The organism is Intestinicryptomonas porci (assembly GCF_033971905.1).
Lineage (GTDB): Bacteria > Verrucomicrobiota > Verrucomicrobiia > Opitutales > Intestinicryptomonadaceae > Intestinicryptomonas > Intestinicryptomonas porci.
Genome location: NZ_JALBUT010000008.1, coordinates 48630 through 64862, shown reverse-complemented (window position 1 = coordinate 64862; position 16233 = coordinate 48630). Strand labels below are relative to the sequence as shown.

Below are 16233 nucleotides of genomic sequence, written 5' to 3'. Positions count from 1 at the left end.
AAAACCGAAGGAAAAATCCTTCGGTTTTTTTGCGTTTATTCAACTGTGACGCTCTTTGCAAGATTGCGGGGCTTGTCAACATCGCAACCGCGCTCAACCGCAATGTAATAAGCAAGAAGCTGAATGGGTATTGTGTCGATAATCGTCCTTACAGCGTCATGCGCTTTCGGGATTGCGATAACATCGTCAGCCAAGCCGCTTTCAATTTCGTCGGGAGAATCGGTTATGAGAATAACGGGGCCTTTGCGCGCTCCGATTTCTTTCGCGTTTGATATGACTTTTTGGAAAATTTCTCCCTGGTTTGCAAATATCACTGCGGGGCATTCGGGGCATACAAGAGCGATTGGGCCGTGCTTCATTTCAGCCGCAGGATAGCCCTCCGCGTGTATATATGAAATTTCCTTTAATTTAAGCGCGCCTTCAAGGGCTATCGGATACTCTTCAAGCCTGCCCAAGAACAGAAAGTCCGGGAATTTGGAATATTTTTTCGCGATTTTCCTGACGACATCAGCCTGCTTTAAAGTCTCGTCTATCAAATCGGGGAGAGCCTTGATTGCGGAAACAATTTCCTTGCCGTCGGCGAATGACAAGTCGCGCATTCTGCCCAAATAAAGCGCAACCAAAAGCATTATGATAATTTGAGAAGTAAACGCCTTTGTGGACGCCACGCCGATTTCCTTGCCCGAATACTGGTACAAGCCGCCGTCGCTTTCGCGCGCAATAGTGGAACCTACCACGTTTGTTATCGCAAGCGTCTTAAAACCCTTGCGCTTAGATTCGCGCAACGCCTCGAGAGTGTCGATTGTCTCGCCGCTTTGGCTTATCACAAATACCAAAGTGTTTTTGTCAAGCGGAGGATTGCGGTATCTGAATTCGCTCGCGTACTCGACTTCAACCGGAATGCGCGCGTAGCGTTCTATAAGATACTCGGCGACAAGGCACGCATGCCACGCCGTGCCGCAGGCGCAGAGCAAAATCCTGTCGATGCTCCGCAGCTCGTTTGCGGTGATGTTAAGCCCGTTTAAAACCGCCGTGGACTGGTCGTCGGAAAGCCTGCCGCGAATGGCGTTTTCTATTGCCTTGCGCTGCTCGAAAATCTCCTTTTCCATGAAGTGCTTGTATGAACCAAGCTCGGCGGTTTCCATTTCCCAGTCGATTTCTTTTATTACGCATTCAACCTGCTGCTTGCCGATGGTGAGAATGTCGCAATCGTCTTTCGTTATGCTCGCAACCTGCCCGTCTTCCAAATAGATGACATTTTTTGCCCTGCCCGAAAAGCCGGATACGTCGCTTGCAATGAAATGTTCGCCGTTGCCTATTCCTATAATCAATGGAGAGCCTTTTCTCGCCGCAATGATTTCATTCGGGAAAAGCGGAGATATGACGGCAATGCCGTAAGTTCCCTCCACATGCAACAATGCCTTGCGCACCGCCTCCAAAAACCTGTCTTCGTTGTAGTCTTTCGTGCGCTCGTCAAAATGGTAGGCGATGAGGTTTACGAGAGCCTCGGAGTCCGTTTCCGATTTGAAGGTATAGCCCTTGGAAATCAAAAACGAGCGCATATTTTCGTAATTTTCGATAATTCCGTTATGGACCATTATAAACCTGCCGCAACTTGAAACATGCGGATGCGCATTGGTGTCGGTTACGCCCCCGTGCGTCGCCCAGCGCGTATGCCCTATGCCCACATGAGCCGAAAAATGATCCGCCTCGACCTCGGAAGCCACAACCGAAACGCGGCCTTTCCTTTTGCGTATGTCCAGCTCTTTTTTGCCGTTTATCATCGCGACGCCTGCGGAGTCATAGCCGCGATATTCCATTCGTTTAAGCCCGTCTATCAAAATAGGGGCAACTTCTCTCTTTCCTATATAGCCAATAATGCCGCACATAAAACTGCAATTAAAATTAAGATATGAAATTAGCTGAAAACTAAAAAATTACAACAATAAAAACTACTGCGCCACCTGTCTGCCCTTAAAGTATTCGGCAAACATTTCCCTCATTATGGGGCCCGCAGTCGCCCCGCCGCTTGCGTCCCCGGGCTCTTCGCCCTCCACTATGACTGCCGCCGCTATTTCAGGATTTTCAACGGGAGCAAAGGCTATCATCCAAGCCAATGTCAGCTTGCGCCCCTTCACCATGACCTGCGCGGTTCCCGATTTTGCGGCAATTTTAACCCCATCGATCGCCGCGCGGCGGCATGTTCCGCGTTCAACCGCATTTACCATTCCCTCTATAACTGCGTCATAGCCCGATTTCGGGATGTCCAATTTTTTCGCGCCGTGGTACTTCATGTCGGTCTTTCGCGTCGTATCGTGCAAAATTGACGGTTTTGTGCGCGTTTCCCCCCTTGCAAGGCTTGCGGCAAAACACGCCATTTGAAGCGGTGTCTGGCGCAAATCACCCTGCCCTATGGATACGTTTGCAGTGTCCCCCTTGCTCCATCCGCTCCCCTGCTTTCGCTTAAATTCGGGAGTAGGAACAATGGTAAGGCGCGTGGACTCCTCGTGAAGCTCTATACCCGTCGGGGAATCAAGCCCCATTTCCTTCGCGGTTTTAGCAATTGAGTCAATGCCCATTTTTTGCCCGTGTTCGTAAAAGAAGACATTACAACTCTTTTCTATCGCCTGCTGCAAATTAACCTCGCCGTGCCCGTAACGGTTGTGGCACGGGAACTTGCGCGAACCCACTTGATAATACCCGTCGCAATAACTAACCGTGTCGGGACCGATGACCCCGCTTTTTATGCCCGCAAGCGCGGTTATTATCTTAAAAGTGGAACCAGGAGGATACAGTCCCTGCGTCGCCCTGTTCAGCCACGCGCCCCTGTCGCGAATGTCATTATAAATCGCATGCGTCATTGTCGGGAAAAACGTGTTGGGGTCGTAGCTCGGACGGCTTACCATCGCCAAAATCTCCCCCGTTTTAACGTCGAGCGCGACTGCCGCCCCCTTGCGGTTGGGGAAGGCGTCCTCTATCGCGCCCTGAAGCTCCATGTCGAGAGAAACCTGCATGCTTCCGCCCTTGCGCGGAGGCTTTGATTCTATCTTTTCAAACGTAAAGCCGTTGTGGTCAACAACCCAGATTTCAGCCCCGGTCTCGCCCGCAAGCCTGTCTTCAAATGCTTTCTCAACGCCGGACTTGCCGATTTTCCCAAGAAACGAAAACGTACGCAAATCGTCCCCGGGTATGTCGGGATCGACCTGCTCGATTTCGGGGCGGATATATCCCACCGCGTGCGCCGCCCTGTCCGCGTAAGGATAATAGCGGTAAGTATCGGTATAAATCTGCACTGCCGAATTATCAACTCTGAGCTTTTCGGCAAGAATTGCGTGCTGGGATATGCTTAAATTTTTTACAAGCGGAAGGGGCATCAGCTGCCTGCCCGAAAAATGCCTGTTAAAATCGGCGTCCAAAACAAAGTCAGTCTTCAAAATCGAATTTATTTCGTCGATGTAAGACTGCAAAACGTTTGTACGGGCGGCGATTGCAAGCTTTGAATAATCGAAAGGCTCTTTATTTTGCTTGCGCAGTTTGTTAAGCCTCGCGTACTCTTTGCGGAAATCAAATCGGGCGTCGTTAAAATATACAACGGCGTCAAAAACGGGGCGGTTTCCGACAATCAGCCTGCCGTTTCTGTCGTAAATATCCCCCCTTGCCCCGGGCTGAATAATTCTGCGCTGGGTCTGCAACATTCCCTTTTTGTGGTAGTAGCCGTACATGAAAATCTGGCGGTACGCCAAGGCTCCGAGCAATATAATGAACATCGCCCCGAATATGTAATAAAGTACATACAACCTCTCGTTGCGCTTTGCGTCCGACTCGAATTTCTTTTCAGCCATAAACTAACTAAGCGTTATCCCCCACATTTAAAGAAACTCCCAAAAGATAGGCGACGGATTTGTTTAAATTTACGACGTAGGCAGAAAAAAGAGCCGCAACCAAAGACGAGAACACGGCGTCGAAAACAACGCGCAAGAAGTACGCCCAAGCCCCCGAAACACCTATCGGAAAGATGAACAAAACCGACAATAAGTACATCGACATGTTTACCGACCAAGTAAGCCACGTAATGCCGAAAGAATCGAGACTCCTGAACTTAGCCCTCAAACCGTACACGACAAAAGACGCCGTGACAAACAATGCGGGAGTCAGCGCATTGTCAAGCGGAGTTTGGGCTTCAAACAAAAACCCGAAGAAAACCGCCATAAACATTGCCTGAAAAAATTTCAAAAACAGAGAGCTTGAAACTATCAAAAACGCAGGAATATATATGTATGCGCCGACCGCGGAAAGGATGTCCCCCAAAATTCCCATGAGGAAAAAAAGCGCGGAATTTACCCCGAACACTATGAAAAAACGCGCGTCCATATCCTTGAAAAGCGTCATTTTTTCTGCTCCGCCTCGATTGGCACCAAAACCAAAACTTCGTTCAACGCTGAAAGATCCGTGCTTAGGACAACCCTTCCCGTCTTAAATATGCCGTCATAGTTCAAAGTCAGGTTTGAAACCGTCCCGATTGGCAATCCCTCGGGGAAAACTCCCGCAATCGAAGAAGCCACAAGCTTGCGCGGCTTTGAAGCGGAAGCCGTCATGTCGGCGTAAACATCAACCACTTCTCCGCATCCCTCCCCGAAGGAAACCTGCCCGACCCCTTGATAAATCACGGGCCTGTCGTCCCCTTCGAAAACCGCCGCCATTCTGAAATTTCTGCTCGAAACAAGCTCAACCACGCTCGTGAAAAGCCCGACTTCCTTAATTCTGCCAACGACTCCGCCGCCATAAATGACAGCGCACCCCTCTTTTATGCCGTCAATCGAGCCTTTGCGGATTACAAGCTGCTGCCACCAGGCATTCAAGTCGCGACGGGCAACGCGCGCAACATGTTGCTTGTACATGCCGGCAGGAGGGATTGAAAAAATGTCTTCGTAGCGTTTTATACGCGAACGCAGAGTTTCGTTTTCCAACACCCTCAGCTCCAAGGCGGCGTTAAGACGCGCCAAGTCCCTACCCGCCTCTATCAAATCGCGCTTGGAATGCGAAGAGAGCGACCAGTACTTTTGCAAATCGCGCAAATGCGACGGCAAAATGTCGAACGGGGCGCGAAACTCCCCGAACATGTCCGAAACGAAATTTTTGACGCCCGATGGCACAATCAAACACAACGCCAATATCGCAATGAAAACTCCGATATTAAGCCGCGCTGTGTTCTTGTGAGAAGATGCCAATGCCCCTCCTAAAATCAGGAGTTCTCGTTAGCCCACCATGAAAGGTCGTTTAGAACTTCCCCCGTACCGTTAGCCACGGCGTTCAAAGGCTCATCGGCGGTAAAGCACGGAATTAAAGTGCGATCGGTAATTCTCAAATTCAAATTTCTTATCAAAGAGCCGCCGCCCGCCAATACTATGCCCTTGTCAACCAAGTCCGCGCTTAATTCAGGCGGGCAGTGTTCCAAAGCTTCGCTTATGACGTCGGTGATTTTGTTGAAAGTTTCGTCTAACGCTTCGCGGATTTCCTGCGAAGTTATTTGGAGAGTTTTTGGAAGCCCCGCAACGCAGTCGCGACCTTTCACTTCCATCGACAATTCTTTATCGAGAGGGAATGCGGAGCCGATTTTTATCTTTATTTCTTCCGCCATCCTGACGCCAATCATCAGGTTATAGGCACGCTTCATGTATTGGATAATCTCGTCGTCTATTTTATCGCCGCCAACTCTCACGCTCTTTGCAAACACAACGCCCGCCAAGGATATGATGGCTACTTCCGTGGTGCCGCCGCCAATGTCAACAATCATTGAAGCGGTAGGCTCCCAAACGGGAAGTCCGACGCCGATTGCCGCCGCGAGAGGCTCGTCCAAAAGGTAAACCAAACGCGCCCCCGCCCTTATTGCCGATTCTTTTACAGCCCTGCGCTCGACTTCGGTAATTCCCGAAGGCACTGCCACCACAACGCGCGGAGCGGTAAATTTAAGATGGGTGTTTGCCTTGTTTATGAAATAGCGCAACATTGCTTCGGTAATCTCGAAATCGGCAATTACGCCGTCTTTCATCGGGCGCAGAGCCGTGATGTTGCCGGGGGTTCTGCCAAGCATTCTCTTCGCCTTTTCGCCGACAGCCAAAACCTTTTTGGAATTATTGTAAACCGCGACAACGCTCGGTTCACTCAATATAACGCCCCTGTCTTTTGCATATACCAAAGTGTTCGCCGTCCCCAAGTCAATACCTATGTCGTTTGACAACAATCCCTGAATGAAGCCTGCCATTTTTTGTCTTTCTGCTTTCTAAAAAAAATTTACTTTGCGAATTTGTGAAACAATAATCTTTATAAATTGTCGATTTGTCAATATAGTATAAACGTTAATTTTTACAAATGAGAACTTTTTTATTTTTTATATTGTCGATTGCAAGCTGCCTTGCGTCAACCGTGAATTTAAGCCTGAAAGCAGAAGCTCAAAAAGTTGCTCCGAACGAAGAATTTACGGTTTTGGCAAGCTTTGAAATTCCACAAGGCGCGTATATCTACGGCAAAAGCTCCGGAGAAACGGGGCTGCCCACCAAGCTCGAATGGGTGCTGCCGCAGGGTTTTGAAAAAATATCCGAAGACTGGCAAAAACCCGAAGAAAAGATTGAAGAAGGCTTGAAAGCCCTTATTTACAAAGGAAATATGCAAGTCTTGGCAAAATTCAAAGCAGGCAAAGACTTCTCAAAGCCGCAAGAAATTGCCTTGAAAGCCTCATGGCTTAAATGCTCCAGCATGTGCATGCCCGAATCAAAAACGGCGAAAATTCTGATAGAACCCGACTCAAGCTCCTCAAATGCCTTGGCATTCACAATGCTTGGCGCGTTTTTGGGAGGGATTATCCTAAACCTTATGCCCTGCGTCTTTCCTGTAATCGGGCTTAAAATCCTCTCTTTTGCAAAAGACGCCCAAAAAACGAGAAAGACAGCACTCATTAACGCCGCCTTTTACAGCGTCGGGATAATTATAAGTTTCTGCGCCCTCGCGGGAATTTTGACATGGCTTAAAAGCCTCGGCAATTCGCTCGGATGGGGATTCCAGCTTCAAGAGCCCCTTTTCGTGGTGTTTTTGATTTTGCTTTTCTTCGCAATGGGGCTTGCATTCGCGGGCGTATTTGAGCTTGGCGCAAGCTTGTCTTCCTTGGGAAACCTCACAAGCCAAAAAGACGGCAAGGGCGCGGCGTTCTTTTCGGGCGTCCTCGCAGTCTTGGTGGCAAGCCCCTGCACTGCCCCTTTCATGGGTTCAGCCCTCGGAGTCGCCCTCGCCTCCAATGCCTCGATGTCGGCAACTTTTTCGATTTTCATGTCGATAGGATTGGGCATGGCGTTCCCGTATGTTTTGCTATCCGCGGTTCCACGGCTTGCAAGGCGCATTCCAAAACCGGGCGCATGGATGGAAACTTTCAAACAATTTTTGGCTTTCCCGCTATTTGCAACGGCGATATGGCTTGTCTGGGTGTTTTTGAAAGAAAGAAACGCCGACGCTTTGATGCAGATGCTGTTTTCAGCCCTCATTCTTGCGTTTGCACTTTGGATTTTCGGAAAGTATTCTCCGCCTGTAAATTCGCGGAAAAAAAGAATGTTTGCATTCGCAAGCCTCGCCATTTTGGGAGCCGTTTCAGTCGCGCTGGCGGTCAAAAGCGCGACTTTCAAGCTTCCCGAAACTTTGGCTGCGCAAAACCACTCGATAGAAAGCCAAATAGAAGAACTGCGCAAATCGGGAAAAATCGTCTATGCAGATTTCACGGCTTCGTGGTGCATTACCTGCATTGCGAACAAGAAAGCGGTTTTGCACACAAAGAAAATAGAAGATTTTTTCAAGGAAAACAACGTCGCTCTTCTTACTTTTGACTGGACAAACAAAAACGCGCAAATCGGGGAGTTTTTAAAAAAATTCGGACGCTCGGGAGTGCCGTTTAACATTGTTTATCCGGCAGACTTAAAAAAAGAGCCCGTCATTCTTCCCGAAATTTTAACGCCGAATGCGGTGATTGATGCGATTGACAAAGCAAAGAATTAGTGTAAAGTGCGCAGTATATTTATGGAAATCGAAAAATTGCACTTTTTGACACCGATTTCGGCAAAAAAAATTGCCGAAGAGTTTTCAACACCATGCTATGTTTATAGCGAAAAAGCCCTTATGGAACAAGCGCGCAAAGTGCTTGCCTTCCCAAACGCCTTCGGGCTTACCCCCCGATACGCGATGAAGGCTTCGTCAAACGCAAACATCTTGAAGCTCTTCAACAAGCTCGGAGTGCATTTCGATGCGTCAAGTTCGTATGAAGTCCGCAGGGCGATAAAGGCGGGCATTGAGCCAAGTCATATTTCGCTTTCAAGCCAGCAAATGCCAAGCGACATCGCTGATTTGGTTTCGCTCGGAATAAAATTCAACGCATGTTCCCTGCACCAGCTCGAAGAGTTCGGCAAAAACATACCAAACGGAGAACTCGGCGTCAGGATAAATCCCGGGCTTGGCTCGGGGGGAACAAACCGCACAAATGTTGGCGGGCCCGCTTCGTCGTTCGGGATTTGGCACGAATACATACCGCAAATTTTCGAAACTGCAAAAAAGTATGGGCTAAAAATCATAAGGATACACACGCACATAGGCTCAGGCTCAGACCCTCTCGTCTGGCAAAAAGTAGCAAAAATGAGCCTCGACACCGTGCGGAAGTTCCCCGACGTTAAAATCCTCAACATGGGCGGCGGCTTCAAGGTCGGCAGAATGTCTTACGAAAAAAGCACCGACTTGCAAGTTGTAGGCGCGCCCGTCGCGGAGCTTGTTAAGGAATTTTTCAAGGAAACGGGCAGAAAACTGCATTTTGAAATAGAGCCCGGAACATTCCTGCTTGCAAACTGCGCCTGTCTGCTTGCGATAATCCAAGATATTTGCGATACGGGCGAAAACGGATATTCTTTCCTAAAACTCGATTCGGGCATGACGGAAATTCTGCGCCCCTCTCTTTACGGCGCACAACACCCGATTATAACGATACCCCAAAACCCGACAGGCAAAACAAAGGAATACATTGTTTCGGGACACTGCTGCGAAAGCGGAGACATCTTAACCCCCGCAAACGCCGACCCAGAAGCCCTCGCGCCGCGCATTCTCGAAGAAGCAAAAATAGGCGATTTGTGCGTCATTGAGGGAGCGGGCGCATACTGCTCTTCTATGCCCGCCAAGAATTACAATTCCTACCCAGAAGCTCCCGAAGTGATGCTAAAAGAGGACGGATCGGTAAAACTCATTCGCCGCCGCCAAACACTCGAACAAATAATTCAAAACGAAGTTCAATGATATCTTCCGAAACAAAAATCAGGGTGCGCTTTGCGGAAACCGACGCCATGCGCGTTGCCTACCACGGCAACTACTTTGCGTGGTTTGAAGCCGCAAGAATTGAGATGCTCGATTCCATCGGTCTGCCTTACCGCGACTTGGACGCGCAAGGCTGCCACCTGCCCGTTTTGGAAGTGTGGGTAAAATACATCCGCTCCGCGCGTTTCGACGATGTTTTGACGATAAGAGCCTCCATAAAAGAGCGTCCAAGCGTCAAAATAAAAGTCGAATACGAAGTACTTTGCAACGGACAAAAGTTGTGCGAGGGATATTCGATGCACGCATTTGTAAATTCGCAGGGCTGCCCCATAAAGCCCCCATCGGATTTCATAAACAAAATGCGCCAATATTTTTAATTTCATGAAAAAGTTTTCCGCCATATTTTTTTATGTCGTTCTTGCGGCGGCAATGCTATTTTGCATTCCCGCCGCGCTTAATATGCGCGCAAAAAACGCCGAAAACAGAGCAGTCCACGCCGACGAGGGAGAGCAGACATTCACGTTCGCAAAACTCCATCAAAATAACGACTACAAGTACAACCCCGAAGGCCCGCACGGCCCCGTGCTTTATTATTGGGCTGACATCATGCTCCCGAAAGAAAAAGCGCAAACTTTCGAGGTTCAGGACCTGCGCAAAACGCTTTATCCCGTTTTCTTTATTACGCTGGCTTCCGTCTTCGCTTTCGGGCTTTTTTGCGGAAGAGAAAACAATCCAAAAGACAAGCGGTTGCAGATGTTTTCCTCTGCGGCGTTTTCGGCGGCGTTTATAATGTTTTCGTCGCTTTCGCTCATATACTCCACCTACTTCGTGCAGGAGACGTTTTTTGCCCTCTTTTCGCTGTGGCTTGCAGGCTCTTTTTATTGGTTTTTAAAAAGCCGCTCCGCGTTTTCTGCTATAGCTCTTGGCATAAGCATGGGGCTTTTGCAGTCAGCAAAGGAAACTTCAATTATAGTTTTGGCAAGCGCGTTTGCGGGATTTGCTCTCCTTTTGATTTCGCAAAACAAGGAGGAAAATTCAAAATTTATCGCCGATATAAAAAAAACGGGCTTTCCCAAATGCCTGTCGCTTGTTTTTTTGGTTTTTATTTGCGCGTTTGCAATCTACGTGCCGTTTTACTCGTCTTTTGGCTGCAACTGGCAGGGAATATCAGACGGAGTAAAAAGCTACGCCCACTTCTTCCACAAGTCGGGGGCGGTTGCGCACACAAAGGATTATTTCTATTACATAAAGCTGATGTCGGGACAGACTTGCGAGGGTGTGCTCTTTGGCGAAACGGCAATATTCATACTTTCGATTTTGGGTACGATTATCGCATTTTTGAAAAACAATCCGTTTGTAAAATACCTTGCGGGATTTTCATGGGCGAATATTTTGATTTTAAGCTTTATCGGCTACAAGACGCCGTGGCTTCTGCTCTCGCCGATTGTTTCCGCTTCGATTGTCGCGGGATACGCAGTTTCGGTTCTTCTCTTTTTCAAGACGCCGAAAATTCCAATCTACGCAAATGCCGCAGTTAAAATTTTGATTGTCGCCATAATTGCCTGCCTTTTCAATCTGCAATACAAAGAAGCGCAAAACGCGGCGTTGAAATATGCAAGCGCGCCCCGCAATCCGTTTTTGTATGTCCATACCGTAAAAAATTCCGAACGCCTTGTAAGACGCGTTAAGGAATGCTCAAAAGCGGCAAAATCGCTCGGCGAGGAATTCAAGGTTTTGGTTCTTACAATGAACTCGCCCTGGCCTTTGCCATGGCAGTTAATAAGGGTTGACGGAGTGAAGTTTTCCCAAAATGAAGAAGACGCCAAAAATGCGGATAAATACTCCATGGTGATATTCGACGACGATTTTGAATACGCTTTCAAAAACAAATTTCCCGAAAGCGAATGGGTTGAGGAATATTTCGGGCTTCGCGAAAATCTGCTTCTTCACGCCTATTCAAAACGTAAAATTTTCGACAAGTCAATCGAGTAAAATTTATGTGGCGCAAAATCACAACAGCCATTTTTGCGGCGGGTATTTTAATAGCGGCACTTTGCTTTGCATTTTTTGCCTTTCAAAAATCATTGGTGCTTTCCGCACTGAAATCGTCAAATGAAAGCAACGATGTCGAAAAAGTTGAAATATCTTTTTTCAAAACCGAAATCGAGGGATTAAAACTCGCCCTGCCTAACGGATTTGATTTGAAAATAAACAAGATTTCGGCAAGCCATGACTTTATTTTAAAGTGCCTGCTTTTAAAAAATGTAGCGATTGAAAATCTGAAAATCGAAGGGGCAAACTTAACACAACAAGCTTTACAAGAGGAGATGGCATACAGACCATCTGCCGCCGCAAGCGCGGAAGTCCAGCCTGCCTCAGCCCCATCTCAAAACCATCAAACATCAAAACAATCTGCGCCAATAAAAGAAGAGAAAGATAAAGTTTCAAAGCCAAGCTTCCTTTCAAACTTCGACATAAAAATAAAAAATATTGAAGGAGATTTTAAGCTTAATTTAAATAATGGCGCAAAAATATCCGCAATTCTAAACTCCGAAAATTGCGCCCGAAACCTCGTCTTGCACGACCTGTTTAAACTCGCAAGCCTTGATTTACAGATGCCCATTGCGGCAACGCAGGGCGAAAGGCAAATAAACGCAAAATTGCGCATTCTCGCGCAAGGCTCGAAAAATAAATCAAACATTGCCCTTGCATTTTCAATCAGCGGAAAGGAAATTTTAAAATCGCAAATAAAAGCTTCCGATTTTTACGGAAAATTTGAAACGCAAACGCAAATATCCTTTGATTCGGACGACCTGAAAGCATTCTTTGACGATCTGCCACAATTTTCGGCAAAACTGCACGCAACATCGAATTTCGATTCAAGCTTTAACAGCGCGGACTGCAAGGCGTCTTTCAGGGCGGACGCCCGAAATCTGCAAGAAATGTCGGTATATCTCGACGAAGTGCAAACCGCGTCGCTTGCAGGAGAGATTGAAATAAAGAAAGAGCATTCCTCTTTGGATGTTGGAAAATTAAACTTCGGGCTAAACATGAACGAAAGCAACGTCTGTTCTGTAAAAAGCGCGAAGCGTTTTCTTTTGGATACGTCAAATCTTGAAAAAATCCCCGACGGCGAACTTTTCAGGTTTTGTCTCAACAAATTTGATTTAAACCATCTTAACGCCTTTATAAAACAAAACGGCTTTGAAGCGTTTTCAGCACCGATATCCGCGGAAATTTTAATCTCGAAAAATTCCGAAAAAATAGAGGCAAAAAGTGAAAAACTAATCGGCATAAGAAATTTAACGCTAAAAAGAAACGGTGTGCCGCTCTTTAACGAAGCCTCGTTTAACCTGTTTTTATCGGCAATTACCGACTTCGGGAAATCGAAAATTTCGGCGCAGCTTACGCCCGCAAAAAGCCCGTCAAACTTCTCGGCCACAATCGAAACGTCTTTTGCAAAAGATTTTGAACGGGCGGATTTCGCATTTGAAGCCACGGGCAACCCGTCCTCCCTCTTTCCCCGAATAAAGGAATGCGGTGTTGAAAAAATCGACGCTTCCGCCGCCGCGGCGATAAGCGGAAATTTGGCGCGCCTAAAAAAGCTTTCAGTAAGCCTGCGCGGGAAAAACGGCGCGGACGTTTTGGAGGCAAACATAAAAAACGAAATTTGTTTAAATCTTTCAAGCGGCAAAGTTTCGTCAAAAGACGCGGAAATAAGCATGTCTTCGGCAGACTTGCCCCCTGAAATTTTAAAGGCACTCTGCCCCAATGCCGACGCCGAAAAGATTTCCATGCTCGCGAACGTGAAAATTTTAAGCGCGGAAGATATTGAAGCAGATATTTCAGCAGAAGCGAAGAATTTAAGCGCAAAAAACGAAAGCGGAGAAATCCTAAAAAACATAACCTTGCAAGCAAAATCAAACATTGCACTAAAAGGCGGCATTCTCGCTTTTGACATTCCACAGTTTAGAGCTTTGGAAAACGCAACCGGAATTTTGACAGGGAGCGCGAACGCCAAATTCGACGTAAACCGACCGTCGTTAATAAGCTTAAACGCGGACTTTTCGGCAAGCGTTCCAAAGCTTTTACAGCAGCCGATTCTAAAAAAGTTCGACAATGCCTCCAACGGGATGCTGGAAGTCAAACTAAATGCCCGAAGCGCAGATGAATTAAATGCCGACATAACTCTCTCAAACCTGTCTGTGCGAGGCTCTCCCGATTTAATCGAAAAAGCGGAGCTTAAAAGCGTTTTGAAGTTCGGCAAAAATTGCTTGAAAAATCTAAGCTCAAATCTAAGGATTGCCACGACAAAAGGGGAATCGCTCGCAAGCGCAAACACGTCATTTGGCGAAAAATTCACCATGGACGCCTGCGCACAAAAAATAATCCTCGAAGACTTGCAAACTCTTGCCCGCGCGTTTCAAAACAAACTGCAAGCGCAAAACGAAAAGGGCAAGACAAAATTGATGCGCCCGCGCGATGTTGAAAACGCAAAAGAGCTTCCTTCCGCGAAAGAAATCCGCTCAAAAATAAAGCATAATCTTCTTCCGCACGAAACCGATTTTTCAGACGGCGAAAAATTATCCGAAACTCCCTCCTTCCCTATTGAAAAAGTGGAAGTCAGCATAAAGGAGCTTCCGCAGGAAAGCGTTGAAGAATTGCGGGCGGCTTGGGATTTCGGAAAGGACGCGGAAATAAAAATATCGGCGCAAAAAATTTTAAGCGGAGGAAAGCCTATGTTTGAAAACCTGAGAGCTGAAATTTCCGCAGACAAAACCTCGCTTAAAGTCGGCAACGCAACCGCCCTGTTTTACGGCGCGCCAAGCAGCCTTTCATGCAGTGTTTTCTTTGCGCAAAACGGCGTTTATGAATTAAAAGACTCAAATATTAAAATCGAAAATTTGGAAATTCAAAAGCTCTTAAAAAGAAATGGCGAAGGTTTTTCTTTCATCGAGGGGGCGTTTGACATCGAGGCGGATTTTTTTGCAAGCTCAAAAGATTTGGGTAATCTGCCGCGCATAATGCGATTTAACGCAAGCGCGAAAACAAAAGGCGGAACAATGCATCTCTTGGACAGGACTTCCGAAATTTGGGAAGCGGCAAGCATAGGCGCGGGGCTTTTAAAGATAGGCGGCACAATCTTCGGCGGGAAAGTCCGCGAAATCGGAGATATGACAGACCTGATGGAGCTTCTCGCCTCAATAGAATTTTCAGAAACCGAACTAAACATAAGAAGGGGCACGGACTTGAACATCGAGCTTCTCCCCGCAAAAGTAAAAGCGCAAAACGCATTGATTTCAATGCGCGGCTCCATAAGCTACATGGAAAGGGAAAGCTTTGACAACATGCCGATTTTCATGCCAATCAAGCTTGACGCGACAGGCGGCGCGCTCGCGCTCGCACTTCAAAAATTGGGATTTGAAAAGACGCCTGAAAACATCGTATCAGGGCCCGAATTTCAAATTTCAGGCACTTTATCAAAAACAAAAAATAATTTGAGGGAAATACTTTCAAAATCCGCGCGCTCCATTTTCAAGATTAAAAACTAAAAACAAATTTGATTTTTTCGCGCAACGGCGCAAAATCAAAACAACATTTGATTTTCAAAATGAAGAAAAAAACCGTCAAAAACATTCTCGAAAAAAAGGGCACTGAAAAAATCGCCGTCATAACCGCGTATGACGCCATATTTGCGCGGCTTGCGGACAAGGCGGGCATAGACGCGATTTTAATAGGAGACTCGCTCGGCAACACTTTCATGGGGTTTGATTCCACCGTGCCCGTCACGATGGACGACATGCTCCACCACGTCAAAATGGTGGCGCGCGCAAAGCCGAATGCGCTGATAATCGCAGACGTTCCGTTTGCCGTTGCCCACAAGTGTTTTGACAGCCTCTTGGAAGACTGCGCAAATTTTTTGAGGGCGGGAGCCGACTGTGTGAAAATAGAAGGCGGCGCATTGCTTGCCGAAAAAATCAAAAAATTGGTAGATGCCGGCATTCCCGTCATGGGGCACATAGGGCTTATGCCGCAACAAATATTAAAGCTCGGCTCTTACAAAACTTTCGGCAAAACGCAAGAAGAGCGCGAAATGCTTATTGAAGACGCAAAAAAGCTCGAAGAAGCGGGAGCATTTTCATTTGTTATCGAAAAGACAGACCCCGAAACTGCAAGGGAAATAACAAACGCGGTGTCAATTCCAACCATCGGCATAGGAGCGGGAAACGGCTGCGACGGGCAGGTTTTGGTTTCGACCGACGTTTTGGGGCTTGGCGAGTGGATTCCGCCGTTTGCGAAAAAATACGCCGACCTTTCAGCCATCGTCTCCAAGGCTTTTGAAGAATACGCATCCGACGTAAAAAGCGGAAAATTCCCAAGCTGAAACCATGGACGAAAAGAAATACGTTGTAAAAAAATCCGACATTCACGGCAACGGCGTCTTTGCCGCTAAAAAGATAAAAAAAGGCGAGCAAATTTTAAAGTATTTGGGCGAGAAAATCACAAAAGAAGAATCGAACAGACGCGGACTCGAACAGGAAGAGCGCGCAAAAACTTCGGGAGAAGGCTCCGTTTACATCTTCGAACTTGACGACGAATTCGACATCGACGGCAACTTTGAATATAACGATGCCCGCTTCATAAACCACGCCTGCCAAACTAATTGCGAAGCCGAAAACATTGATGGGGAAATAGTCTTTACCGCCACAAAAGACATAGCAGAAGGCGAGGAAATTTTATACAACTACGGCTACGCTCTCGAACACTTTATGCGCCACCCCTGCAAGTGCGGAAAGCCGGGTTGCGTTGGCTACATTGTCGCGGTCGAAGACAGAGTTAAGCTAAAAAAAATACTTGCGAGAATGAAGAAAAAGAAATTCGCCTCGCACAAATAGCGCA

12 protein-coding genes are annotated in these 16233 nt (G+C 47.2%); 7 read left to right on the top strand and 5 right to left on the bottom strand.

Annotation, left to right across the window (positions count from 1 at the left end; translation table 11 throughout):
• Positions 1-35: 35 nt before the first annotated feature.
• The 5 genes from glmS to MOX91_RS07435 form a co-directional block, all read right to left on the bottom strand.
• A complete protein-coding gene (gene glmS / locus MOX91_RS07455; protein WP_370397458.1) occupies positions 36-1889 on the bottom strand; it encodes a glutamine--fructose-6-phosphate transaminase (isomerizing) in 1854 nt (617 codons plus the stop codon).
• A 63-nt stretch (positions 1890-1952) separates the two neighbouring features.
• A complete protein-coding gene (gene mrdA, locus MOX91_RS07450) occupies positions 1953-3842 on the bottom strand; it encodes a penicillin-binding protein 2 (RefSeq protein WP_370397457.1) in 1890 nt (629 codons plus the stop codon).
• Positions 3843-3849: 7 nt separating this feature from the next.
• Complete coding sequence (locus MOX91_RS07445) at positions 3850-4389, bottom strand: hypothetical protein (RefSeq protein WP_370397456.1); 540 nt, start codon at positions 4387-4389, stop codon at positions 3850-3852.
• On the bottom strand, positions 4386-5228 hold the full coding sequence (gene mreC / locus MOX91_RS07440; protein WP_370397455.1) for a rod shape-determining protein MreC: 843 nt from the start codon (positions 5226-5228) through the stop codon (positions 4386-4388). Before mreC ends, MOX91_RS07445 begins: the two co-directional genes overlap by 4 nt.
• 14 nt (positions 5229-5242) lie before the next feature.
• Positions 5243-6262, bottom strand: coding sequence for a rod shape-determining protein (locus MOX91_RS07435; RefSeq protein WP_370397454.1), 1020 nt, complete (start codon positions 6260-6262; stop codon positions 5243-5245).
• A gap of 107 nt (positions 6263-6369) precedes the next feature.
• On the opposite strand from MOX91_RS07435, the gene MOX91_RS07430 reads away from it, so the two are divergent.
• The 7 genes from MOX91_RS07430 to MOX91_RS07400 are packed head-to-tail and all read left to right on the top strand — an operon-like array spanning position 6370 to position 16229.
• Positions 6370-8037, top strand: coding sequence for a protein-disulfide reductase DsbD family protein (locus tag MOX91_RS07430; protein WP_370397453.1), 1668 nt, complete (start codon positions 6370-6372; stop codon positions 8035-8037).
• A 21-nt stretch (positions 8038-8058) separates the two neighbouring features.
• A complete protein-coding gene (locus tag MOX91_RS07425) occupies positions 8059-9315 on the top strand; it encodes a diaminopimelate decarboxylase (RefSeq protein WP_370397452.1) in 1257 nt (418 codons plus the stop codon).
• Positions 9312-9710, top strand: a complete 399-nt coding sequence (locus tag MOX91_RS07420) for an acyl-CoA thioesterase (RefSeq protein WP_370397451.1) — start codon at positions 9312-9314, stop codon at positions 9708-9710. Before MOX91_RS07425 ends, MOX91_RS07420 begins: the two co-directional genes overlap by 4 nt.
• A gap of 4 nt (positions 9711-9714) precedes the next feature.
• Positions 9715-11325 (top strand): hypothetical protein, encoded by a 1611-nt coding sequence (locus tag MOX91_RS07415; protein WP_370397450.1) that lies wholly within the window; start codon positions 9715-9717, stop codon positions 11323-11325.
• A 5-nt stretch (positions 11326-11330) separates the two neighbouring features.
• Positions 11331-14885 (top strand): hypothetical protein, encoded by a 3555-nt coding sequence (locus MOX91_RS07410; RefSeq protein WP_370397449.1) that lies wholly within the window; start codon positions 11331-11333, stop codon positions 14883-14885.
• Between the two features lie 59 nt (positions 14886-14944).
• Entirely contained in the window at positions 14945-15718 is a 774-nt protein-coding gene (gene panB, locus MOX91_RS07405; protein ID WP_370397448.1) for a 3-methyl-2-oxobutanoate hydroxymethyltransferase, read from the top strand.
• Positions 15719-15722: 4 nt separating this feature from the next.
• Positions 15723-16229, top strand: coding sequence for an SET domain-containing protein (locus MOX91_RS07400; protein ID WP_370397447.1), 507 nt, complete (start codon positions 15723-15725; stop codon positions 16227-16229).
• Positions 16230-16233: the final 4 nt, after the last annotated feature.

Excerpts from the sequence above, each read along its gene's own strand:
- glmS (WP_370397458.1), bottom strand. The coding sequence starts at position 1,889 with ATGTGCGGCATTATTGGCTATATAGGAAAGAGAGAAGTTGCCCCTATT.
- mrdA (WP_370397457.1), bottom strand. The coding sequence starts at position 3,842 with ATGGCTGAAAAGAAATTCGAGTCGGACGCAAAGCGCAACGAGAGGTTG.
- MOX91_RS07445 (WP_370397456.1), bottom strand. The coding sequence starts at position 4,389 with ATGACGCTTTTCAAGGATATGGACGCGCGTTTTTTCATAGTGTTCGGG.
- MOX91_RS07435 (WP_370397454.1), bottom strand. The coding sequence starts at position 6,262 with ATGGCAGGCTTCATTCAGGGATTGTTGTCAAACGACATAGGTATTGAC.
- MOX91_RS07430 (WP_370397453.1), top strand. The coding sequence starts at position 6,370 with ATGAGAACTTTTTTATTTTTTATATTGTCGATTGCAAGCTGCCTTGCG.
- MOX91_RS07425 (WP_370397452.1), top strand. The coding sequence starts at position 8,059 with ATGGAAATCGAAAAATTGCACTTTTTGACACCGATTTCGGCAAAAAAA.
- MOX91_RS07420 (WP_370397451.1), top strand. The coding sequence starts at position 9,312 with ATGATATCTTCCGAAACAAAAATCAGGGTGCGCTTTGCGGAAACCGAC.
- MOX91_RS07415 (WP_370397450.1), top strand. The coding sequence starts at position 9,715 with ATGAAAAAGTTTTCCGCCATATTTTTTTATGTCGTTCTTGCGGCGGCA.
- MOX91_RS07410 (WP_370397449.1), top strand. The coding sequence starts at position 11,331 with ATGTGGCGCAAAATCACAACAGCCATTTTTGCGGCGGGTATTTTAATA.
- panB (WP_370397448.1), top strand. The coding sequence starts at position 14,945 with ATGAAGAAAAAAACCGTCAAAAACATTCTCGAAAAAAAGGGCACTGAA.
- MOX91_RS07400 (WP_370397447.1), top strand. The coding sequence starts at position 15,723 with ATGGACGAAAAGAAATACGTTGTAAAAAAATCCGACATTCACGGCAAC.